Here is a 23,212-nt window from a genome sequence, read left to right on the forward strand (position 1 = left end):
TGAGGTGGTTTAAAGCGTCTTTAAATGGTTTATTATTATCATTTTATGTAGAGATGTAATTAAATACGTCTTTGAAATTATATTAAACCTTTAGTTTACATTAAGATGATTAATAGGTTTTATTAGAGTTGGTTCTGCTTATATTTGAGGTGTGTGATTTGGGTTCTATGTGAATTAAAACATGCTCTAAGTTGGGGATTTTCCTTATCAGGGTATCTTTTAATTTATGTGATATAGCATGACCTTCATAGACCGTAATATCGCCGTTTACTAGAGCATGAAGATCTACATGATACTTGGTCCCAGCCTTTCTTACAAAGCACTTTTCGGTTCCTAAAACTCCGTCTACATGAATAGATACCTGTCTTATTTCTTCAATAAGATCATCGTAAAGGTGTTCGTCCATGACTTCCCCAAGTGCCGGACGGAATATTAAATAGCTATTATAAACAATAAATCCTGCTGCAAATAATGCAGCCCAATCATCAGCAGTTTCATAGCCATCTCCTAGTAACAAGGAAATAGTAATGCCAACAAAAGCCATTACTGAGGTTATAGCATCGCTTCTATGGTGCCAAGCATCTGCTTTTAAGGAGGAGCTATTGGTCTCTATACTTTTCTTTAATACGAGACGAAAAGAAGTTTCTTTCCATATTATTATTCCTCCAAGTATTAATAAAGTCCACGGTTTAGGAGGTAGGTGTGGGGTTTGTATGTTTTGGATGCTATTATATGCGATTAAAGTAGCAGATAACAATAAAAAACCAACTACTAAAAAGGTAATTAAAGGTTCTATTTTTCCATGTCCATAGGGGTGGTTTTCATCGGCAGGTCTTTTAGCATATTTTAACCCGAAAAGAACTAGAAGGGAAGAAAAAATATCCGTAGTAGACTCTATAGCATCGGCTATAAGAGCATAGGAGTTTCCGAAAAAGCCAGCCAACCCCTTAATAATCGCTAAAAAGGTGCTTGCAGCTATACTGAAGTATATGGTTTGTATGGCTGTATTTTCGTTCTTCAAATCTGAGGCTTTTTTGAAACCATAAAGATAATGGACTAAAATCAAAGTCTCCATTTAATTAGTAACATTCCGAGGTTCCACAAGTTTATGTCAATTTATTGTATAGATCTCTTTAAGCCTAGATGGATAGTCTAACAGTAATGGACTCTAGATTTTAAGTGGATATGATTTCTGAACTGATTATTTCTTACAGTAATTCTATCGCTATAACGTTACAAAATGAACTAAACAAGGGTAAGGTTAGCTTATCCGACCACTACAAAACAATATTAAGCTTTGCTTTATGTGCGCTCATGTAAACTTCTATTAATCAAATTTATAAATTAATAATTTTTTTTTGCTAATGTAAATGTCTACTAAGAAGTATTTTTTTAATCAAATAAAAAAACAGTGATTTAAAGTAGGGTAAATCATCTTATGATTGTTTTATTCTTGAACCATAGCTTCGGACTAAAATGTTCGAATAAAACATTAAAACTATGAAGAGAATAAAATACCTACCGTTATTTGGCTTGTTGATTGTATCTGTGTGTTTGTTTGCCCAAAAAGAAAAAACTACTAAAAACAAAGACCTTTCTTATTACGAACAACGCGCTATTGAAGATGCAAAATATGAGCAAACTCAAAACTTAGATGAAGATGAGGAGGAGGAATTTTGGGAAGATCAGAAAGAATATGAGCGAAATTTAAAAAAGAGAGACAGAAGGGCCTACAGGGCTTATCTAAAAGGGAAAAGGGATGCTTATGCCGAGCATAGGCAACATTGTGATTCTCATTGCCACCACAGTAGACATTATCACAGTCACGCTTCTTTTTATTACTACAATAATGCTCATTATAGTGATCGTAGACCATATAATAGAACAACAATTAGTACCGGAGTCGGAATAAGAATGCCTAGTATTAGGGTTGGACTCTAAAACTATAAATAGACCTCAAAAAACTATCCCCGATGTTGAGCATCGGGGATAGTTTGTTAGTATTAATAATGTTTAAGCAGGATTCTTTTCTAGCTGGGCCATATAGAAGCCATCAAAACCTGTTTTTGAGGAATAGATTTTAGATTCTTTTACGAGATTAAAATCCTTTCCGGCTTCAGAACTTAAAAATTTCTTTACCTGTAAAATATTTTCTTGAGGTAAGATAGAGCAGGTTGCATAAACTAACTTCCCGCCAGATTTAACAATGCGACTATAGCTCTGTAATATTTCTTGTTGGGTAACCATAATTTTATCAAGAAACTCTGGTTGCAACTTCCATTTGGCATCCGGATTTCTTTTTAATACTCCTAGTCCTGTACAAGGAGCATCTATAAGCACACGGTCTGCTGTATCGTATAATTTCTTAATTACCTTAGTGGTTTCAATTTGTCTAGTTTCCACATTGTGGGCTCCAGCTCTTTTTGCCCTTCTTTTAAGCTCCTTAAGCTTATTGCCATAAATGTCCAAGGCTATTAACTGCCCTTTGTTTTCCATTAAGGCTGCTAAATGTAAGGTTTTACCTCCTGCACCTGCACAAGTATCTACCACTCGCTGTCCGGGCTTTATATCTAAAAATGGAGCTACTAGTTGAGAAGAGGCATCTTGCACCTCAAACCATCCCATTTTAAAAGGCTCAGTAATAAATACGTTGCTTCGTTCAACTAATTTTAAAGCTTCTGGATATCCACGTACGGCTTCGGTTTCAATTCCTGCTTCTTGGAGTGCGTCTTTTAAAGCGTTTTTGGTGGTCTTTAAGGTATTTACCCTTAAGATTACATCTGCTTGTTGGTTTAATGCAGCAATTTCCTTAGTCCAAAGATCTTCGCCCAACGCTTTAGCTCCCAACTCATCCATCCAATCTGGAACCGATTCTCTGTATTTTCTTATTTTAGAAAGTTCATCAAACCTACCTTTAATCCTTCTTTCTGGAGTTGGCTCTAATTGTTTCCAATCTGGAAGTTTAATGCCTTTTAGTACCGCCCAAACAGCAAACATTCTAAACAAGTTAGGCCTACTATAGGGCGCTTTTACATCGGCAATCTCTGCATATAATCTTTTCCACCTAACCATGTCATAGGTGGTTTCGGCAATAAAGCCTCTATCTCGCGCACCCCAGCGCTTATCGTATTTTAATACTTTTTCTACTACTTTGTCTGCATATTCGCCTTCGTTAAATATGTAATTTAAGGCATCAACAACTGCAAACACTAGATTTCTATGTAATCGCATTTTTAAAAAATTAAGATTGCAAAGGTATTGTATTAGAAGCTATTCCTATTATTTTTGGTGAAAATTATGAGCATGACTAGATTAATCCCCGCTTTTATACTATTTCTACTCGTTTCTTGTGCTAATACGGAAGGTTCAAAGGTCTTTTCTTCGGTAGAAGTAGAAACTATTTTAGCCGATTCTTTAAGTATAAGGGCAATAGAACTTATGGATGCAGGTAGCTTAGCTTTTGCTGCTAATAAGGGTGCTTTTGGATTAATTGATTTACGTACCGGTAAATCTAAAGTGAACACACAACAATATGATACCTTGACCCCTGAATTTAGGTCTATTGCGAATACTTCTACCGACTTCTTTATGCTCTCAGTAGCGAACCCAGCCTTATTGTATAAGACAGGGGATTCTGGATCTATGGAGGTGGTTTATAAGGAGGAAGATGAAAAGGTGTTCTATGATTCTATGACCTTTTGGAACAATAGGGAAGGAATTGCTATTGGCGATAGTATGGACGGCTGTTTGTCTATAATTATTACGCGAGATGGTGGCAACAGTTGGAACAAAGTACCATGTTCATCCCTGCCTAAAGCTGAGGAAGGCGAGGGGGCATTTGCGGCTAGTAATACCAATATAAAGGTTGTTGGGGATAAGGCTTGGATAGCAACTACTAAGGGTAATATTTATTATACGGAAAACAAAGGGATCTCATGGGAGGTAATTGCAACCCCAATTCTCAGTGAAAAATCTACTCAAGGAATATATTCGGTGGACTTCTACGATGAAAAAATCGGATTCGTAATTGGTGGGGACTATACCGATCCTGATAGTAATTTTAATAATAAGGCAGTAACCGTAGATGGAGGAAAAACATGGCAATTGGTTGCTAGTGGGCAATTGCCAGATTATAGAAGCTGTGTGCAGTTTGTGCCTAATTCAGATGGACAAGGACTTATTGCTATAGGATTTAATGGTATTGCTTATTCTCATGATAGAGGAGAAAACTGGAATCAGCTTTCCGATGAGTCCTTCTATACCATACGTTTTTTAAATGATTCCGTTGCTTATGCTGCCGGGAAAAATAGAGTAGCTAAACTAACGTTTAAGTAGGGATTAATACTTGTATTTGGGCAATTGATTTATATTATAAGCTCTTATTATGAGTGATTTAATTGATTCAATTACCCCTAGTGAAAAAGGTTGGTATCAACCCAAACTTGTAAGTAATCTTTGTATAATGCGAGTTATAAACCGTAAATTACTATTACTATTCTTTTCCTCTTTTATGTCGATATTGTTTAATTAACTGTCGTTTAAACTCTTCTTCGGACCGTAGTAAAATGATAGTTTTTGTAGCTGAAATGGTATTAGAGACCTTTTCTACATATGCCTTTCTCGCTTTATATTTTTCATCTTCTAGCTTTTCCATCTGTTTTAATAGGTCGCTAGCCTCCTTTGAAGATAGGGTTTCAAGATTCTTAATTTTCTTTTTAATCTCACTATGCTCCTGTCTATGAATTGCTATTTTTTGAGCTTCATATTCATTGTATATAGGCCAAAATTCCTGTGCTTCCTTTGGGCTCAAGTTAAGGCGTTCCGTAATAAAAGCAATTTTATAGGATTTTATTTTATCCCAATCTTGTTTGCTTTGAGCGTTGGTAACCACGGTGGCCATCAACCAAAAAACTGGTAGGATTATGTATAATTTTCTAATCATCGTTAGTTAAATTTAATTCTTCTATATCTGTTATGTTGTCATTTAAATAATCAATAACACTCTCATTATCTAATTGAGGATCTAACAAACCAGTTAAATCCATCTCATTTTCAGGAAACATGTCTGCTATATCATAGGAAGATACTCCCCACCCATTTAATTCAAAATAGTCCTCTATGTCAGAGTTGGCTATGATGTAGGTATTGCTAGTAGATTGGTTCTTCCACTGTAATACGATCACTAAAAGAAGTACTGCCGCAATGGATGCCGCTATATAATAATATTTCTTTAACGAGAATACCGGAACGTTTTGCTTCTCCTCTTTTTCTAGTTTATTGAGAACCTTATCCGTGAGCGTATCAAAGTATCCATCTGGTACTCTAAAATCGTTCCCCTTAGTATAATCGATTTTTTCCGAGTCCATTTTTGCAAATAATTGGTCTGAAAAATCTTTGAAATACCCATCAGGAACACCAAAACCATTATTTTTAACTGCTTTTTTCATTCTAGTTCTTTGACCTTAATAGAGAGAAAAGGTTTAATTCTCTTTTAAATATGCTTCAATCTTTTTTGTTGCCAAATGGTAAGACGCTTTAAGTCCACCAACTGAGGTTTCTAAAATCATGGAAATTTCTTCGTATTTCAATTCTTCGAAATACTTCATATTGAAAACCAATTTTTGTTTTTCTGGCAGCGTAGCAATTGCCTCTTGTAATTTTAATTGAATTTCATCCCCATCGAAATAAACGTCGGCTCTTAAATTTTCTATTTTATCTTCAATTAACTGTTCACTGCTAAATTTTAATTTTTTAGCTTCTACTTTTAAAAAGCTCAAGGCTTCGTTAGTCGCAATTCGATACATCCAGGTATAGAGTTTACTATCGCCTTTAAATCCATCAATATTTCTAAATATCTTAATAAAAGTATTTTGTAGCACGTCGTCTGTATCGTCATGATCAAGTACTATTCTCCTGATATGCCAATACAAGCGTTCTTTATAAGTATCTACAAGGATTTCAAAAGCCTTCGCTTGTGTGCTCTTGTGTCTTAATTGCATTACCAAAACATCTTCTGCAATCACCATGATCTAGGTTGAGTTCTATTATAGGACTTCAAAATAGGGAAAAGGTTTATTCCATTTTCAATATTATTTCATCTTACCCTATTTAACAAGATAAGCAAGTTTTCTGAACTAAATGTATAAAGCAATTTTCTATTGTTACTTTTTTGTTAGTTTTGCCCCTTCCAATTTTTTTATTGGATCTAGGGTCATTGTTAGTATTCCCTATGTTACCTAAAAAAACTTGTACTGCTTATGCAAGACAATCTACATTCTAGTTGGCTCCAGTTATTGGATAGCGAGTTTAAGGCTCCGTATTTTGAGAGGCTACAAGCATTTGTAGAAGAAGAATACACTGAGCACCAGTGTTTCCCTCCAAAACATCAGATTTTTGCTGCTTTTAACCATTGTCTAGTAAAAGATGTTAAGGTTGTGTTGATTGGGCAAGATCCGTACCATGGTCCTGGGCAGGCAAACGGACTTAGCTTTTCTGTAAATGACGGAATTGCACCCCCTCCATCCTTAAAAAATATTTTTAAGGAATTAGAAACAGATCTGCAAAAACCTATTCCAACAAGTGGAAATTTAGAGAATTGGGCCAAGCAAGGTGTTTTGTTGCTTAATGCTACACTTACTGTAAGAGCACATAGTGCAGGAAGCCATCAAGGAAAAGGCTGGGAAACCTTTACCGATGCGGTAATATCCAAGCTTTCGCAAGAGAAAGAAGGTTTGGTATTTCTATTATGGGGAGGAAAGGCTCAGAAAAAAGTGAAGTTAATAGGACCTAAAAAACATCATATTTTAACAGCAGGTCATCCTTCTCCTTTGAGTGCAAATAGAGGGTATTGGTTTGGAAATAAGCATTTTGGAAAAACTAATGAAATCTTAGAGTGCAAGGGGTTAACCCCAATAGACTGGTAGTAAATAGTCTTATTTATAAGAGGATAACTACCAATCATTTATGATTAAACGAAACTAAAATTACAAGCGATATAATTTTTATCAAGAACAACTCTATCGAGCGCATAATTATGAACAATACCAGATTAAAATCAGTCTTATTGGTAGACGATGACCCTACTACCAATGTGTTGAATAAGCATTTTCTAAAAAAGCTGATACCGAGTTTGGAAGTAGATGCAGTTGTAAATGGTCATAGAGCGCTAGATTATATTGAAGCACATATTGATGAAATAGAAACAGGTGCCTTTCTATTGATTTTAGATATTGAAATGCCAATAATGGATGGTTGGCAATTTTTACAAGCCTTCGATATTCTTTTTAGAGAAGAGGAAAAAGAAAAAATTATCATTGCCGTACTTACTGCTAACGGTACAGAAGAAGTGGTATATAGAGCGTTGTCTCACCCTCAAGTAAAGGAGTGCCTCCACAAACCACTTTCTGATATTAATTTCAGAAAAGTAATAGAAAATTTATTTTTAAGTAATATATAATTACCTCCTAGCTGCTGCTTCCTAAGCAGCTATTCTTGAATATGTAAAATTTTATCTGGAGCAATAACCTTATCTATAAGCTTTAACTCTAAAAGGGTGTTTTGTACCGCTTTTAATGTAGATACACTTAGGTTTTTTTGACTCCACTTGGTGAGCGACAACCAATGTTGTATATCAATTAGCTGTTGGTTATAGGTGTTGGAAATCGTTTTATCTATACTAGGGATATTTTTAAAATCCTCGGTGTAGACATTTATAATATCTAAAATATGCGCTAAAGTACCGGGATTCTCGGCAATAAATTTATCCGTGGCCGCTACTACAAAACATGGCCATGGAGTAGGGCAGTCTGTTATTCTTCTGAAAACCTTCTGATCTACGAGTGGTTTTGTCATAAAACGTTCCCACATAAAGTAATCTGCTGTGCCTTCACTTAAAGCATCTACGGCTCCATCTATGTTGTCTACAACTTTAAATTTTAACTCTTCGGTATTCCAGTCATTGTTTTGGGCGTTTACGTAAGCCATTAAATGACTTCCGCTTCCATACCTACTAATTGCTGCGGTTTTACCTTTTAGGTCTTCTAGGCTTTTAAATTCACTTCCGTGCGCTACGTGTATACCCCATAATAAGGGGCTGGCGATAAACTCCTGAATAATTTTAACGGAATTGCCCTCAGAAATGCTTTTCACAATTCCTTCCGTAAGAATAATGGCTAAATCTGTCTCTTTATCTTTTAATAGTTGAGCCATTTTACCGGTACCTTCTGGAATGTCTGTCCACTCTAGATTTATTCCTCTAGATTTAAAAGCTCCTTCCTCAATAGCTAATTGCCATGGGAAATTAAAATGTTCCGGAACACCAATTATTTGTACTTTTTTCAAAATCAATAATGTATTTGGGAGTTTATACCTTTACTATAACTTGACAAATATAGGAATGCTTTGATTTAAATAAAATCCATCTGAAAATATTATAATTGCTATCTATTAGATTTGAACTATGCGTTCTAAGGCATAAGAAATAAGGCCTTGAGTTGCTTTTTCTGGTTCAGTTGAAAACACTCCAGTACTTCTATTTGCTAATATGCAATTTAAAGACACTGCGCGGTGACCCAGCAGTTTGGCAAGGCCATAAATTCCAGCAGTTTCCATTTCTAAATTGGTAATTTGCATTCCTTGATAATTAAAGCTAGCTAATTTATCGTTCATAAAAGAATCTTGCAACGGTAGTCGCAATTTTCTACCCTGTGGTCCATAAAAGCCAACATTAGTAGCGGTAAAACCAGGTATCATCTCTTCAGAGGAGAACTTCTCGGCTAAGTTATTATCACACCTTACCACATAGGGAGTCGATTTATCTTTTAACCAATCCATGTGGGATAAAAATGCTTGCTGAATATCGGAATGTTGAACATGCTGACTATCATAAAAATGTAGGAGGCTATCGAGGCCAATAGCATATTCGCTTATTAAATAAGAATGTATGGGGATATGGGGCTGAATAGATCCTGAGGTTCCTATTCTTATTATATTTAATTTTGTGGTATGCTCTTTTATTTCCCTAGTGTCAAAATCGATATTTACTAATGCGTCTAATTCGTTCAGGACAATATCAATATTATCAGTCCCTATCCCTGTAGAGAGTACCGTAATTCTTTTTTTACCAATTCGCCCTGTGTGGGTATGAAATTCCCGTTTGCTTTTCTTTACCTCAATACTGTCGAAATATTGGGAAACTAGGGGCACCCTATCGGGATCACCTACCGTGATAACGGTTTGGGCAAGTTCTTCTGGAAGTAAATTAAGGTGATATATGCTTTTGTCCTTATTTAAGACTAGTTCTGAGGCGTTTAGCTTCATGTTATAATTTTAGAATTCTGTCTGTATCCGTATTGTATAGGAAATTATATTTTAAAGCACCGCCCAAGTAAACATTGTTGTCTTGTAGGCAAGAATAATAGCTAGTTTTACCCATTAAAATATCATTTCCAGTAGTAGAGAGAATTACCGGTTTAAAGGATTTAAATAATGGTTTTAATTTAACAAAAAGTCTTTTATACTGCGTATCCCCAAAACCATAATGCCCTTGATTTTTTAGGACGGTGGACATTAATTCTGATTTAGATTTTGGTTTAGCACTCTTTGCCAACCTCAGAATATTATTCTCCACTTCATTTAATCCATTTTTAATAGTAGGGAAACGCATTAGGTGGGCTCTTATAGCTGATTCTAGGTAGATGAACTGAAAACTACCAAAATCCTTTAGATTTTCTAATCGGATAGGGTTGTCACTACAATATAGTTGCCAAACATAGTCTGCATATTCCACATCATCCTGAGTTAAAAAGGTACGATTCTCATAAAGATTCATGAGTTGCTCATCACTCAAATCGTTAAGATTATATAGGGTGTCCGGATTGTTTTCATCTCCACAACAAACCATTGAAATTTCTGAAAATGGTCTATTTGCTTTTAGCCATGAAATAACGGCCAACATATTTATTTGACAAAACAAATCGTATTCAAACCACAATACAATATGGTCTTGGTACTTATGGTTACATAAAGAACGATATTCCTTAAGGGTTTTTTCTATAAACCACGATTTAGTAACTTGGTAGTTTTTGCTTAAAAAGTCGAATCTAGTTTTCCAAAAGGATTCACTTCCGACATTGGTTTCAGTCTTACCTTCACATAACATTTCGCGCCAGGTAATAATCTCTCCTCCTAACTTTAAATTAATTAGTTTTTGGGTGAAATTATCACCATTTGTGATGTGTAATTGAGAACTCATTTTTATTGGTAGTTTAGGTTGTAATAAATAAATGTAATATTAATTCCTAAATTCAAGAAATAATTAACAAAATTCTAACCTCCCACCCGTTTAACCTTAAACCCCTTATTTTTAAGTATTTCCATTATCTTGTCACGGTAGTCTCCCTGGATTATTATGGTCTCGTCCTTAATGGTGCCACCAACGCTCAACTTGGTCTTTAACTCTTTCGCAAGCTTTTTAAAATCGCTATCTGCGCCAGTATACCCCTCAAGAATAGTAATGGGCTTTCCTTTCCTTTTTTCGTATTTGCAGATAATAGGATTATCCTGTAACCAAATGCCGTCTTCTTCTTTGGTTTCCTTTTCATTTTCCTCGATCTGATGGTCGGGGAATAAATTTTTAAGTTGGTCTTTTAAGTCCATCTTTTAATTAGTCAATATTATTTATTACTTGCTCCTAAATGCAAACCAAAAAAAATATAGTTACAATAAGGAGCAGTTTAATTTTTATCTGTTTAGTACTCTAAGATTTAATTAGCCCTAATTCTATTAAGCGTTCGTGTAAAAATTCGCCCGCTGTAATATCGTCAAATTGCTTTGGGTTGGAATCATCAATACAATTTTCCAGGCAGTTTAATGGCATTTCACTTTTTGGATGCATAAAGAAAGGTACAGAGTATCTAGAGGTTCCCCATAATTCCTTGGGCGGATTTACCACTTGATGGATAGTAGATTTTAGCTTGTTATTGCTAAGTCGGGAAAGCATATCTCCCACATTAATCATTAACTGGTCTGGTCTTGCAATAGCGTCTACCCATTCACCTTCATGGTTTTTAACCTGAAGTCCTTTCCCATGAGCGCCCATTAATAGGGTTATTAGATTGATATCCCCATGAGCTGCTGCTCTTACGGCATTTTTAGGCTCCTCTGTAATAGGAGGGTAGTGGATTGGTCTTAGGATAGAATTACCATTCTTAATATATTCGTCAAAATAAGTTTCTTCCAAATTTAGATGTAGCGCTAAAGCCCTTAGCACGTATTTGGCTGTTTTTTCTAGCATTTTATAGGTTTCCTTACCCACTTCATTAAACCTATCTAGTTCTTCTACCATTACATTGCTAGGGTACTCCTTTTCTAATTTTGGATCATCTTCTACATATTGTCCAAAATGCCAAAATTCTTTAAGGTCTCCTTCTTTTCTACCTTTAGCATGTTCCTTTCCAAAAGAAGTATAGCCACGTTGTCCTCCGATGCCTTCAATTTCATATTTATCTTTAACCTCTTGTGGTAAGTTGAAGAAATCTTTAATTTCACTATATAGGTCTTCCACCAATTTCTCCGATAAAAAATGTCCGCTTAAAGCTACGAAACCTATATCCTCAAAGGCGTCGCCAATTTCTTTTATAAATTTTTCTTTTCGGGCTGGATCTCCAGAAATAAAATCTTCTAAGTTTACACTTGGTATTGCACTCATATCATTTGTTTTGATATATCAAAGTTAATGAATATTAAGCCAATCTTCCTCAATTATTATTGGTCATTGTTTTTTGGTTTAGTTACATTTATAATTTAATAGGGTAAATAGAAGAAAAATATAACATGCATTATAAAGGGAATAGTGTTGATAGGGGTATGCAATTAAAACTGTATCAACGAATGTTAAAGCCGCGTTTAATAGAAGAAAGAATGTTGCTTCTATTGCGTCAAGGTAAAATCTCCAAATGGTTTAGTGGAATAGGGCAAGAAGCTATAAGTATAGGTGTAACAAGTGCATTATCTAATGAAGAATATATACTTCCTATGCATCGAAACTTAGGTGTTTTTACTACTAGGGAAATTCCTCTGTATAGACTTTTCTCCCAATGGCAAGGAAAGGAAAGCGGATTCACAAAAGGGAGAGATAGAAGCTTTCATTTTGGGACCCAAGAGTATAAAATAATTGGAATGATTTCGCATTTAGGACCCCAGATGGGCGTTGCCAACGGTATAGCATTAGCGGATGTAATCCGGGGAGTAAAGAATGTAACAGCAGTATTTACCGGAGAAGGAGGAACTAGTGAAGGGGATTTCCATGAAGCCTTAAATTTGGCTTCAGTATGGCAGCTTCCTGTTTTATTTTGTATAGAAAATAATGGTTATGCACTTTCTACTCCTACAAATGAGCAATATAAATGTGAGAATCTTGCTGATAGGGCTGTTGGATACGGAATGGAATCCTATATTTTGGATGGGAATAATGTTATGGAGGTATTTGCCAAAGTAGATGAAATATGCAAGAGTATTAGGAAAAAACCTAGACCTGTTTTAATAGAATTTAAGACCTTTAGGGTGCGAGGGCATGAGGAAGCTAGTGGCACTAAATATGTGCCTAAAGAATTGCTAGATACTTGGGAGAAGAAAGATCCTCTTATAAATTATGAAAATTACCTTTTAGGGAATAAAATATTAACTCCAGATTTAATCGATTCCTTAAAAAACGATATTTATGCTGAAATAGATCAACATTTAAAAAAGGCATTTGACGAGATGCCTATTGAATCTGATGCGGATAAGGAATTGAACGATTTATATGAAAAGTTTAATTATCAGGAGATAGTACCTAACTCGGAAAAAGCAAATATAAGATTGGTTGATGCTGTTTCGGAAGGCCTTAAGCAATCTATGGAGAAGCATGAAGATTTGGTGTTGATGGGGCAAGATATAGCAGATTACGGAGGTGTTTTTAAGGTTACTGAAGGATTTTTAGAGCAATTTGGAGGAGACCGAGTAAGAAATACACCCATATGTGAATCTATAATTGTTTCTATGGGGATGGGACTTTCTATAAAAGGAATGAAATCTGTTGTAGAAATGCAATTTGCAGATTTTGTCAGTACTGGTTTTAATCCAATTGTAAACTATTTGGCTAAAAATCATTATCGGTGGGGTCAAAATGCAGATGTTGTTATTAGAATGCCTTGTGGGGCAGGAGTAGGAGCAGGACCTTTTCATTCGCAAACTAATGAGGCTTGGTTTACCAAAACTCCAGGACTAAAAGTGGTGTATCCTGCTTTTCCTTATGATGCTAAAGGACTTTTAGCTACCGCTATAAACGACCCCAATCCAGTGATGTTTTTTGAACATAAGGCCCTTTATAGGAGCAAGTATCAAGAAGTTCCAACAGCTTATTATACCCTTCCATTTGGCGAGGCGGCTCTGCTAAGGCAAGGAGAAGATATTACCATAGTTACCTACGGGATGGGGGTGCATTGGGCGCTAGAAACCTTGGATGCTAACCCCGAAGTTAAGGCAGATTTGATAGACCTACGTACTTTACAGCCATTGGATACAGAAACTATCTATAGCTCCGTAAGAAAAACGGGAAAACTGATTGTGTTGCAAGAAGACAGCCTCTTTGGTGGGGTGGCTAGCGATATAGCTGCTTTGGTTATGGAAAATTGTTTTGAATATTTGGATGCACCAGTTAAGAGGGTGGCGAGTATAGAAACACCTATACCTTTTGCTAAAAGCCTGGAAAATACCTACCTACCAAAAGGACGGTTTGCAACAGAACTACTAACTTTACTGAAATATTAAAAACTAAGGCAATCATGTCTAGCATGACTATAAAACCCGCAGAAGAAAGGCTAAAGGAGCGGATTAAAGAGCTTACTTGTATGTATGAGGTTACTTCTATCATAGTAAACTGCGATTATGATCAAATGGAGAATGCCTTAAAGGGGATAATGCGGTGTTTGCAAAAAGCTTGGAAACATAATAAAGATGCTCACGTTGAATTGATTACCGATCAATACTCATTTAAAACTAATGGTTTTCCCGATCAGGCTGTTTCCCTTAAAGCTAACATAGAGGTATTTAATAAAAAGACAGGTTCCATACAAGTGGTGTATCCGTCGCCAGAGTATGCAACAACCGATTTCTTACCGGAAGAGAAAAAGCTGTTAAAAAATATTTGCTTAGAAGTGGGTAACCTCTTGGAACGAAAACAGATAAAAGATAATGAGGAGCTCATAAAGCGGAAAATGGAGCATGCAGACCGACTTAGTATTCTGGGTGAGATTACTGCGGGAATGGCGCATGAGTTAAATACACCCCTTGCTAATATTCTAGGTTTTTCGGAATTGCTTAAAACTAGGATAAAAAACGACCAACAGGCCACTAGAGATTTGGAAAAGATTATCAATAGCGCCATATTCTCTAGAGAAGTTGTAAAGAAGCTGATGTTCTTTGCCTGTGAAATGCCTCAGCAAATGGAAGTGGCAGATATTGTACCAATAATATCTGATGCGTTTAACCTAATGCAACCTAGTTTAAAGGGGAAGAAAATTGAAGGAAAACTTACTTTTAGTAAGGAGGCTATTCTTCTCAAAGTAGATGCTATTCAATTAACGCAGGTAATCTTTAACTTAATGCTTAACGCCATCTACTTTGCTCCATTAAAAAGTACTATTAGTATTAAGATAACGGACAAGGAAAAGAGTGTAGAAATTAAGGTAAAAGACCAAGGTCCGGGAATAGATTCTAAAATTAGTAATAAGATTTTTCAACCTTTCTTTAGTACCAAACCAACTGGGGAGGGAGCAGGACTTGGTCTTAGTGTTGTGCATGGAATCATTAAAAGCCATAAAGGGTTCATAAAGTATCTTCCCAACAAACCCAAAGGGGCTATATTTGTTATCCAATTTCCAAAATAAAAAGTTGATGGGCCTTAAAAATGAAAATGTACTGATTGTTGATGATGATATAAATATCTTAGAGCTTATACATAGACATCTACAATCATTTAACTACCATGCTTACAAGGCTGTTTCTGTAAAGGAAGCGTTAGCTATTTTAAAGGATTCCAATATAGATTTGTTAATAACAGATCTAAGAATGCCTAATGTAGATGGAATGCAACTAATAAACTACGTATCCGAACATTACCCAAAATTACCCAAATTAGTAGTCACCGGATATCCATCTGTAGACGATGCTCTTAACGTATTAAAATCTGGAGCTATAGACTATTTAGTGAAGCCATTTACTAAAGAAGAGTTAAGACAGGCAATAGTGAAATCCTTTGCTGCAAATAAACAACATTCAGAAGAGAATATTGCTCAGACCAAAGTAAATAAGGAAGGTAATCAACAATATGGGGAGCTTATTGGGCGATCTAAGGCTATAAAAAAGGTAACAGCTATAATAGATAGAGTGAAAGACAATAAGGCAACTGTTCTTATTAATGGGGAAAGTGGAACAGGGAAAGAGTTGGTGGCACGTTCTGTACATTATATGGGGAAGTTTTCTAGAGCACCTTTTATCGCAGTAAATTGTGGGGCCATTCCAGAAAGCCTATTGGAGGCTGAACTGTTTGGCTATGCTAAGGGGGCATTTACTGGTGCGCAAGAGCAAAGGAGTGGTTTATTTCAAGCTGCAAATAAAGGAACCCTTTTTTTAGATGAAGTGGGGAACGCCTCTCCAGCTGTACAAGCTAAATTGTTAAGAGCGCTCCAAGAAAAAGAAGTGATAAAGGTGGGGTCACAAAAATCAGAAAAGATAGATCTTAGAGTCATTGCCGCTACTAATAGTGATCTTCTTACTATGGTGCAAAAGGGGTTGTTTAGAGAGGATTTATATTATAGGTTAACAGTAGTGGAGATAAATGTTCCACCGCTCCGCGACCGCAAGGAGGATATTATTCCCTTAGTAGATAAATTTCTTACTAAATACGGTTTAGAGTATAAGGATCGAGTCGTTAAGATAACTTCTGATGCATTAGAAGTCCTTATGCGATATAATTGGCCTGGTAATATTAGGGAATTAGAAAACGCTATTCAACGTTCGGTAATCATGTGCGAAAAGCAAATAGGATTAGAGGACTTGCCGGATAACCTGAAGGTTAAGATTAGTTTTTCAGATGATGAGCTAATGCCATTACGAGAAATGGAGAGGCGATATATATTGAAAGTTTTGGAGGCAACAGGAAACAATAAAACCAGAGCAGCATATATTTTAAAGATAGATAGAAAAACATTACGGCAGAAAATTCAATAATTACCAACTTTAAATATGGGGAGTTTTTACCCAGTGATGATGTTTTCCTCATTTGAGGTGTTGTAAAATATCAATTCTAAATAATCTTAAGAAACTATAAATCAATACGTTAAAATAATTAACGTATGTTTGTTTTATAAATGGCATTAAAATTGCCTATTCTATATAATTGTGAATAAATGGAAATATGGGAATAGGTAAGGGCTTGTTTTTTTAAAGTTAAGGTCTTCCAAAATTAAGTGTTAGCTTAAAAATAACCATATTAGGAATTGCAATAGATTTGAATTTTTCTATTTAGAAATTTAGATATCTTGCCAATTAACCCCCGCTTCATTTTATAAAAGAAGTAAGAACATTTTAATAATATTTATGATAACTAAAGTAAAGGAACAGCCTATGCACGGAATGTTGGAAAATGTAATGCGTCAATTTAACCATGCAGCGGATATTATTAATTTAAATAGTAATATAAGAAAGATTCTTAGCGTTACCAATAATGAGCTGATAATTCATTTTCCAGTGAAAATGGACAACGGTGAAATTGAGGTTTTTACAGGGTATAGGGTTCAACATAACAATGCATTGGGGCCGTATAAAGGCGGACTTAGATATCATCCGACTGTGGATATAGAAACTGCTAAGGCACTTGCTATGTGGATGACATGGAAAACAGCTTTGGTTGGACTTCCTTATGGGGGTGCTAAAGGAGGACTACAGATAGATCCTTCAAAATATTCAATCTCAGAATTAGAAAGAATAACAAGAAGGTTTACTTATGCTTTAGGAGATAATATAGGTCCAGAACATGATATTCCTGCTCCCGATGTAAATACCAATGCACAGACTATGGCATGGATACTAGATACTTACATGACGACTAAATCGCCAGCGGAAAGATCTAAGTATAAACATGTAGTGACTGGAAAACCATTGGGATCTGGAGGATCGGAAGGAAGAGATAGAGCTACTGGTTATGGTGTGTTCTTGAATATTAAGTATTGGGCCGAAAGAAAAAACATTCCTCTTAAAGATAAAAGGTTTATTGTTCAAGGTTTTGGGAATGTTGGATATTGGGCAGCTCATTTCTTAGAAAAGGAAGGTGCCAAATTGGTAGGGGTACAGGATGCTTATGGTAGTATCGCTAATGAGAATGGCATATGTGTAGAGAATCTGTTTAATTATATGCAGCAAAACAATAATAGTATCTTAAATTATCAGGAAGCTGCATCATTAGATAAAGATGACTTTTTTCAATTGGACTGCGATATTTGTATTCCAGCCGCTTTAGGAAATCAGATAACTGCAGAAAATGCAGGAAAAATTAAAGCTTTCCTTATAGCAGAAGGTGCTAATGGACCAACAGATGTAGAAGGTGAAGAAATTCTACTAAGCAGAGGTATTGATGTAATACCAGATATATTGTGTAATTCTGGTGGAGTACTGGCCAGTTACTATGAGTGGTTGCAAAATAGAAATGGGGAGTATTGGCAGATGGACGAGGTAATGGCCAAGTTAGATAAGAAGATGAAGGAGGTTTTTGATAAGGTTTATGACAAGGCTCAAGAAAGAGAAGGCGATATGCGAACCGCAGCTTTTATGATTGCAATTGAAAGAATAGAAAAAGCTTATCTACAAAGGGGAGTATTCCCATAAATAATAATTTTTTTAAAAGACTATCCCTGTGGAACGCTACAGGGATATACTTAGTTAGATTGTGTGTGGTACGGGTTTCGGCGGATATTTTGTAGCCTCTTGGCTATCTACCGTCTAAAACTGTCGGAATATATTATTTCTATCCGTGACCGCTGGTTATTGGGAAAAATTGTAATTCCGACATTATCCATTAGTAAATAAATTTTCTCGTAGAGAAGTAAATTAGGGAGCTCCGAGGCTATGCTGTCGGGGAATTGTTTAGCTAAAAAAATGTAAGTATCATGAAGTACGGAAATCTAGTTTTAGAAAAAAAGGAGTTTGTTTTATTGAAGCGTTTGTTAAATGTATCAGGATTTTATACTGATAACACGTACAAAACTTCAATACAAAAATTAACCGAAGAATTAAAATCGGCTATTGTTTACAACGAAGAAGAAATGCCAGAGGATGTAATTCGTTTAAATTCTTTAATTACCATTGAAGGTAAGAATGGATTTACTAATAAGTTCCAATTGGTAATTCCTTCCGAAGGGGATTTTAAGAAGAGTAAAATTTCTGTCCTTACCCCTATGGGAGCTGCAGTTATGGGATATGCAAAGGGAGATGACATTGTATGGGAATTTAGGAATGGGATGCAGACACTAAAGGTTGCAGAGGTAAAACAACAGCCTAACGAAATTAATTCAGATATCCTGCTATAATTGAGGCTGTAGTACTAATACTTTACCCTAATACTGAAGAACTAAACATTGGCACTACTGCCAATTATTTGTAGACTTACAGATAATAGATATAACTTAAGGGGAAGCCATGGCTTCCCCTTATTTTTTGATAACCGTTTTATAAAAAATTGAGTATAAAATGGAGTGCTTTTTGCTCTTCTAGCGTTAATAATAATTGTAATGCAGCATGTCACTTTATCCCTTAAATACTAATTTTACAAAGTTAATTTTATAATAGATTCTAACTGAATAGGTTAATATTTATTCCGTGTAAAATTAAAATTTTAGGCATGCTTTTTGTCTAATTACCGATTATGTATAACGCATTAAAAAAATTAAAACACTAAAAACTATGCATGTGAAAAAATCATTGTTTGTATTATTATTGGCCGTGGGAATGTTGTCTTCCTGTTCGATATCTAAATCCGCTATGAAGGATAGAAAAACTATTGATGGGTATTGGATTTTGAACAGTGTATCTTACACTGGAGCCCAAGGCACGTTTAAATCACAATTATTCAATGATGCTTCTTCAGATTGTTTTGAGGGAAGTAGTTGGTATTTTAGAAACAATAATAGTACAGGAAGCTATGTGTTGTCTAATAGTCCTAATTGTGGTCCAGAAGAGCGTTTTATCCGATGGTCTATTTTAGAGCGAGATGGTTTTAACTCGCAAATCCAGTTTAAATTTGTTGATGATAAATACAAAGATATTTCTGGTGGACAAGGGTATAGGTTAGACATTGCTTCTTTAAGTGAGACCCATATGAGATTGGAGTCCAAAGTTTCTGTAGAAGGTACTCCAGTAACTGTAGTTTATGAATTTATAAAAAACGATTAATATAATGAGAAAGTTATTTGTAAGTAGTTTATCCATGTTAATGATAATGGCAACCATTACTAGTTGTACTGCCATTAAGAATACCAATCACAAACAAAGAGGGGCTGCTGGAGGAGCTGCTGGTGGAGCAGTTATTGGTGGTGTTATTGGTAATAATGTTGGTAAGGGTAATAACACTGCTTTAGGAGCCATTATAGGTGCTGTTGTTGGTGGAGTTGCAGGAGGCTACATTGGCGATAGAATGGACCGACAAGCAGAACGTATAGAGGAGGAGATTCCAGGTGCAGAAGTAACACGTGTAGGAGAAGGTATCAACGTTACCTTTAATGAAGATGCAGGTGTGTATTTCGAAACTGATAAATCTGCAGTAATTGGTGCCTCTGCAACCACATTAAATAAAATGGCAGCGGTATTACTAGAATATCCAAAGACTAATATTTTGGTAGAAGGACATACAGATAGTGTTGGTGCTGCTGAATATAATATGGGGCTGTCTAAAAGACGTGCAGAGTCCGTTACCAATTACTTGATATCTAAAGGGGTTTCAAGAGATCGGTTAACCACAAAATGGTATGGGCTAACCCAACCTAAAGCGGACAATTCAACCGTAGAAGGAAGAGCTAAAAACCGAAGAGTAGAGTTGGCTATCATAGCTAATGAGGAACTAAAGGAAGAAGCTCGTAGAAATACTAATTAATAATAATTAGGTTTATAATAAAGAACCCGACGATTTTCGTCGGGTTCTTTTGTTTTATTTAGTATCTTTTTAAAATGTATGATTATGATGTTATTATCATCGGTGGTGGACTTGCAGGATTAACTGCGGCTCTTCATTTGAGAAAATATCATTATAATATAGCTGTTTTTGAAAGTCTGGAATATCCTCATCATAAGGTCTGTGGAGAATATGTTTCCATGGAAATAATACCCTATTTAGAAAGTCTAAACGTATCTCTTCCTAAAAACATCTACATAAACGAAATGCTCATGAGTACGGAGAAGGGTACATCCATTAGTGCTCAATTACCTTTAGGCGGACTTGGGATTAGTAGATATACTTTGGATTATACTCTTTATAAGAAGGCCATTTTACAAGGAGTTACCATTCTTCAAAAACATATATCCTCTATTAAGTTTGGAGACCCCACTTTTACAGTTGCAGATACAAGGGGTGGCCACTACACCTCTAAATTTGTTATTGGGGCCTACGGAAAACGAGAGGCATTAGACAAAAACTTAAATCGCGATTTTATCCAAGGAAAATCGCCCTGGCTTGGAGTAAAAGCCCATTATAAATTAGATTCTTTTCCAGAAAATTTAGTAGCACTTCACAATTTTAGAGGTGGTTATGGAGGTTTATCAAAAACGGAATCGGGAGCCGTTAATTTCTGTTATTTAGTCTCTTATGATAGTTTTAAAAGTGAGAAAAATATGGAAAGCTTCCAGCAGAACATACTAGCAAAAAACCCTTATCTAAATAAGTTTATAATGGAGTCCGAAATGCTTTTCTCTAAGCCATTAACCATTGCACAGATTTCATTTGGCAAAAAGAGTACTATTGAAAACCATATTTTGATGTGTGGTGATACTGCCGGACTCATACATCCATTTTGTGGGAACGGGATGGCAATGGCAGTGCATAGTGCAAAAATGGCAGCGGAATTAATCCACCTCTATTTTACTAAATCAGATTACGATCGTCATCAATTGGAGAAAGAATATAATAGGCAATGGCATAAAATATTTGGGAAAAGAATATGGGTTGGAAGACAATTGCAAAGGGTTTTACTAAACGAAACTATTTCCCCGAGGGCAATGCAGTTAATTAACTATTCTCCTTATCTTGTTAGTAAGTTGATTAAGGCAACTCATGGAAAAACAATCGATACGGTATGAATTTCACCCAGCGTTGCACGGATAAGGAGATGATGGACGACCAAAATTTGGATGCAGACTCTTTAAAAAATGTTCTCCAAGACATCAATAAGGTCAACAAGATTTTAAACGGGTACTCCATTACACTTAATGCAATTGGAAAATTAATTAAGCAGACCCCTAAAAAAAGCTATACAATTCTAGATGTTGGATGTGGGGATGGATATATGTTACGGAAAGTAGCCCATTATTTTAAGTCAATTGGAATAGCAGTAAATTTAGTGGGTATAGATCTCAATGAAAAGACTTTAAAAATTGCTAGAGCAAATTCTGTAAACTACCCCAATATCAGCTATTTACATAGGGATGTTTTGTTAATGGATTTAAAGGAAATCCAATGTGATATTATGTTGTGTACCCTTACTATGCATCATTTTAAAAATGATGACATTCCAGAATTCTTACGAAAATCTACCTCTTTTGCACAGCTAGGTGTTATTATCAATGATTTACAAAGAAGTAAAAGTGCCTATTACCTTTTTAAAATTTATAGCGCTATTTTTATGAAGACAAGGATAGCTAAACACGATGGTTTGTTATCTATTAAAAGTGCCTTTACGAAATCTGAGCTTCAAGAATTCTCCAAATTGTACCCTGAGGCGCAGCATGAGTTAAGTTGGAAATGGGCCTTCCGGTATCTTTGGATAATAGAATTAAAACAAGAACAACCAATATATGACTAATACCAGAATAGTAAGTGTTACCAAAGTTTTACCTAGGTATAGTAGAGAAACCAAGGACATATTGCCCCTGGTTGAAGGGTGGTTGCATGAGCAAGAGGATCGATTTAAACGGAAAATCGTAAAAATTTTTGAGGGAGCAGCAGTAGATAGACGGTATAGTATAATGAGTCCGGAAGAGGTATTTACAGCAACCTCTTTTGAAGATAAGAACAATATATACGTTCGTGAGGTTAAAAAAATGGGAAGCCAGGCGCTACAAAAAGCCCTGACAGAAAGTAATTGGGATGCTAGTAGTATAGATTTTATTATAACGGTGAGTTGCACGGGTATAATGATTCCCTCACTGGATGCCTATCTTATAAATTCGCTTTCCCTTAGAAAAGATGTAGTTAGGTTACCAGTTACTGAAATGGGGTGTGCCGCCGGAATTTCGGGTTTAATCTATGCTCATAATTTCTTGAAATCTAATCCCGGAAAAAGAGCTGCTATTGTAGCTGTGGAAAGTCCAACCGCCACATTCCAGCTTACCGACTTTTCTATGGCTAATATGGTAAGTGCTGCAATTTTTGGTGACGGAGCAGCCTGTGTATTATTATCTTCAGAGGAATATGCAGTGGGGCCTCGTATTGTAGGTGAGGGGATGTATCATTTTAATAATTCTACTCAATTAATGGGTTTTAACCTTACTAATTCTGGGTTAAAAATGATTTTAGATCCTGCGGTACCAGAAACTATTGCAGCTCATTTTCCAGATATTATTCATCCATTTCTAAATGAGCTGGGGAGTAATATTGAAAGGGTAGAGCATTTAATTTTTCATCCAGGAGGAAGAAAGATTGTGGAGACTGTAGAGCAGTTGTTCGGAAAAATGGGAAAGAATATTGACGATACCAGAGAAACCCTCCGTCGATATGGAAATATGAGTAGCGCCACAGTTTTGTACGTTTTAGAGCGCTTTATGGAAAAGAATATTCCCGCGGGGGAGCAAGGGCTAATGTTAAGTTTTGGCCCAGGTTTTTCAGCTCAGCGGGTGCTTTTAGAATGGTAGGTTTATTTCATTACAGAAACATTAAAATAGACGTTGTTGGTAGTTAAATGATTTAAAATTA

The 23,212-nt window shown here is 35.7% G+C and carries 24 protein-coding genes; 14 read left to right on the plus strand and 10 right to left on the minus strand.

Annotated elements, in window-relative coordinates:
• Positions 1-109: 109 nt before the first annotated feature.
• Positions 110-1,021, minus strand: a complete 912-nt coding sequence (locus H344_RS19625) for a cation diffusion facilitator family transporter (protein ID WP_051254069.1) — start codon at positions 1,019-1,021, stop codon at positions 110-112.
• Between the two features lie 479 nt (positions 1,022-1,500).
• Between H344_RS19625 and H344_RS0102705 the strand changes: the two genes are divergently transcribed.
• Positions 1,501-1,941, plus strand: coding sequence for a hypothetical protein (locus tag H344_RS0102705; protein ID WP_026808876.1), 441 nt, complete (start codon positions 1,501-1,503; stop codon positions 1,939-1,941).
• Between the two features lie 72 nt (positions 1,942-2,013).
• On the opposite strand, the gene H344_RS0102710 is transcribed toward H344_RS0102705, so the two are convergent.
• Entirely contained in the window at positions 2,014-3,231 is a 1,218-nt protein-coding gene (locus H344_RS0102710; protein WP_026808877.1) for an RsmB/NOP family class I SAM-dependent RNA methyltransferase, read from the minus strand.
• 72 nt (positions 3,232-3,303) lie between these two features.
• Between H344_RS0102710 and H344_RS0102715 the strand changes: the two genes are divergently transcribed.
• The gene (locus tag H344_RS0102715) at positions 3,304-4,335 is read left to right on the plus strand and encodes a WD40/YVTN/BNR-like repeat-containing protein (protein ID WP_026808878.1); all 1,032 of its coding nucleotides are present in this window, start codon (positions 3,304-3,306) and stop codon (positions 4,333-4,335) included.
• Between the two features lie 157 nt (positions 4,336-4,492).
• Here the strand turns inward: H344_RS0102715 and H344_RS0102720 are convergent, their stop codons facing one another.
• From H344_RS0102720 to H344_RS0102730, 3 genes are read right to left on the minus strand one after another with little or no spacing between them, the layout of a single operon-like run.
• Positions 4,493-4,942 carry a hypothetical protein gene (locus H344_RS0102720; protein ID WP_051254051.1) on the minus strand — a complete coding sequence of 150 codons (450 nt, stop codon included), beginning with the start codon at positions 4,940-4,942 and terminating at the stop codon, positions 4,493-4,495.
• Positions 4,935-5,447 carry a hypothetical protein gene (locus tag H344_RS0102725; protein ID WP_026808880.1) on the minus strand — a complete coding sequence of 171 codons (513 nt, stop codon included), beginning with the start codon at positions 5,445-5,447 and terminating at the stop codon, positions 4,935-4,937. The genes H344_RS0102720 and H344_RS0102725 overlap by 8 nt, the downstream gene beginning before the upstream one ends.
• 33 nt (positions 5,448-5,480) lie before the next feature.
• Positions 5,481-6,026: an RNA polymerase sigma factor gene (locus H344_RS0102730; RefSeq protein WP_034256066.1), complete on the minus strand. Its 546-nt coding sequence runs from the start codon at positions 6,024-6,026 to the stop codon at positions 5,481-5,483.
• 231 nt (positions 6,027-6,257) lie between these two features.
• On the opposite strand from H344_RS0102730, the gene H344_RS0102735 reads away from it, so the two are divergent.
• Both H344_RS0102735 and H344_RS0102740 read left to right on the plus strand, forming a co-directional pair.
• Positions 6,258-6,923, plus strand: a complete 666-nt coding sequence (locus tag H344_RS0102735) for a uracil-DNA glycosylase (protein ID WP_026808882.1) — start codon at positions 6,258-6,260, stop codon at positions 6,921-6,923.
• Between the two features lie 110 nt (positions 6,924-7,033).
• Entirely contained in the window at positions 7,034-7,456 is a 423-nt protein-coding gene (locus tag H344_RS0102740) for a response regulator (protein WP_026808883.1), read from the plus strand.
• 29 nt (positions 7,457-7,485) lie between these two features.
• Here the strand turns inward: H344_RS0102740 and H344_RS0102745 are convergent, their stop codons facing one another.
• From H344_RS0102745 to H344_RS0102765, 5 genes are all read right to left on the minus strand, one after another.
• Positions 7,486-8,340 (minus strand): substrate-binding domain-containing protein, encoded by an 855-nt coding sequence (locus H344_RS0102745; RefSeq protein ID WP_026808884.1) that lies wholly within the window; start codon positions 8,338-8,340, stop codon positions 7,486-7,488.
• A gap of 105 nt (positions 8,341-8,445) precedes the next feature.
• Entirely contained in the window at positions 8,446-9,318 is an 873-nt protein-coding gene (locus H344_RS0102750; protein WP_026808885.1) for a nucleoside phosphorylase, read from the minus strand.
• 1 nt (position 9,319) lies between these two features.
• Positions 9,320-10,252: a hypothetical protein gene (locus H344_RS0102755; protein ID WP_026808886.1), complete on the minus strand. Its 933-nt coding sequence runs from the start codon at positions 10,250-10,252 to the stop codon at positions 9,320-9,322.
• Positions 10,253-10,326: 74 nt separating this feature from the next.
• Positions 10,327-10,656: a translation initiation factor gene (locus H344_RS0102760; protein ID WP_026808887.1), complete on the minus strand. Its 330-nt coding sequence runs from the start codon at positions 10,654-10,656 to the stop codon at positions 10,327-10,329.
• 100 nt (positions 10,657-10,756) lie between these two features.
• Complete coding sequence (locus tag H344_RS0102765) at positions 10,757-11,707, minus strand: isopenicillin N synthase family dioxygenase (RefSeq protein WP_026808888.1); 951 nt, start codon at positions 11,705-11,707, stop codon at positions 10,757-10,759.
• A 125-nt stretch (positions 11,708-11,832) separates the two neighbouring features.
• Here H344_RS0102765 and H344_RS0102770 point away from each other — a divergent pair, with 125 nt between their 5' ends.
• From H344_RS0102770 to H344_RS0102815, 10 genes are all read left to right on the plus strand, one after another.
• Positions 11,833-13,809 (plus strand): alpha-ketoacid dehydrogenase subunit alpha/beta, encoded by a 1,977-nt coding sequence (locus H344_RS0102770; RefSeq protein ID WP_026808889.1) that lies wholly within the window; start codon positions 11,833-11,835, stop codon positions 13,807-13,809.
• 14 nt (positions 13,810-13,823) lie between these two features.
• Positions 13,824-14,927, plus strand: a complete 1,104-nt coding sequence (locus H344_RS0102775; RefSeq protein WP_051254055.1) for a sensor histidine kinase — start codon at positions 13,824-13,826, stop codon at positions 14,925-14,927.
• 7 nt (positions 14,928-14,934) lie between these two features.
• Positions 14,935-16,269: a sigma-54-dependent transcriptional regulator gene (locus H344_RS0102780; protein WP_026808891.1), complete on the plus strand. Its 1,335-nt coding sequence runs from the start codon at positions 14,935-14,937 to the stop codon at positions 16,267-16,269.
• A 369-nt stretch (positions 16,270-16,638) separates the two neighbouring features.
• Positions 16,639-17,922 (plus strand): Glu/Leu/Phe/Val family dehydrogenase, encoded by a 1,284-nt coding sequence (locus H344_RS0102785; RefSeq protein WP_026808892.1) that lies wholly within the window; start codon positions 16,639-16,641, stop codon positions 17,920-17,922.
• A gap of 281 nt (positions 17,923-18,203) precedes the next feature.
• Positions 18,204-18,623, plus strand: coding sequence for a GreA/GreB family elongation factor (locus tag H344_RS0102790; protein WP_026808893.1), 420 nt, complete (start codon positions 18,204-18,206; stop codon positions 18,621-18,623).
• 373 nt (positions 18,624-18,996) lie between these two features.
• On the plus strand, positions 18,997-19,485 hold the full coding sequence (locus tag H344_RS0102795) for a lipocalin-like domain-containing protein (protein WP_026808894.1): 489 nt from the start codon (positions 18,997-18,999) through the stop codon (positions 19,483-19,485).
• 4 nt (positions 19,486-19,489) lie between these two features.
• Positions 19,490-20,182 carry an OmpA family protein gene (locus H344_RS0102800; protein WP_026808895.1) on the plus strand — a complete coding sequence of 231 codons (693 nt, stop codon included), beginning with the start codon at positions 19,490-19,492 and terminating at the stop codon, positions 20,180-20,182.
• A 74-nt stretch (positions 20,183-20,256) separates the two neighbouring features.
• The gene (locus H344_RS0102805; protein ID WP_026808896.1) at positions 20,257-21,381 is read left to right on the plus strand and encodes an NAD(P)/FAD-dependent oxidoreductase; all 1,125 of its coding nucleotides are present in this window, start codon (positions 20,257-20,259) and stop codon (positions 21,379-21,381) included.
• Positions 21,378-22,103 carry a methyltransferase domain-containing protein gene (locus H344_RS0102810; protein WP_026808897.1) on the plus strand — a complete coding sequence of 242 codons (726 nt, stop codon included), beginning with the start codon at positions 21,378-21,380 and terminating at the stop codon, positions 22,101-22,103. Before H344_RS0102805 ends, H344_RS0102810 begins: the two co-directional genes overlap by 4 nt.
• Entirely contained in the window at positions 22,096-23,151 is a 1,056-nt protein-coding gene (locus H344_RS0102815) for a type III polyketide synthase (protein WP_026808898.1), read from the plus strand. The genes H344_RS0102810 and H344_RS0102815 overlap by 8 nt, the downstream gene beginning before the upstream one ends.
• The last annotated feature ends 61 nt before the right edge of the window (positions 23,152-23,212 follow it).

The sequence above is a fragment of the Arenibacter latericius DSM 15913 genome (genome assembly GCF_000424985.1).
GTDB lineage: Bacteria > Bacteroidota > Bacteroidia > Flavobacteriales > Flavobacteriaceae > Arenibacter > Arenibacter latericius.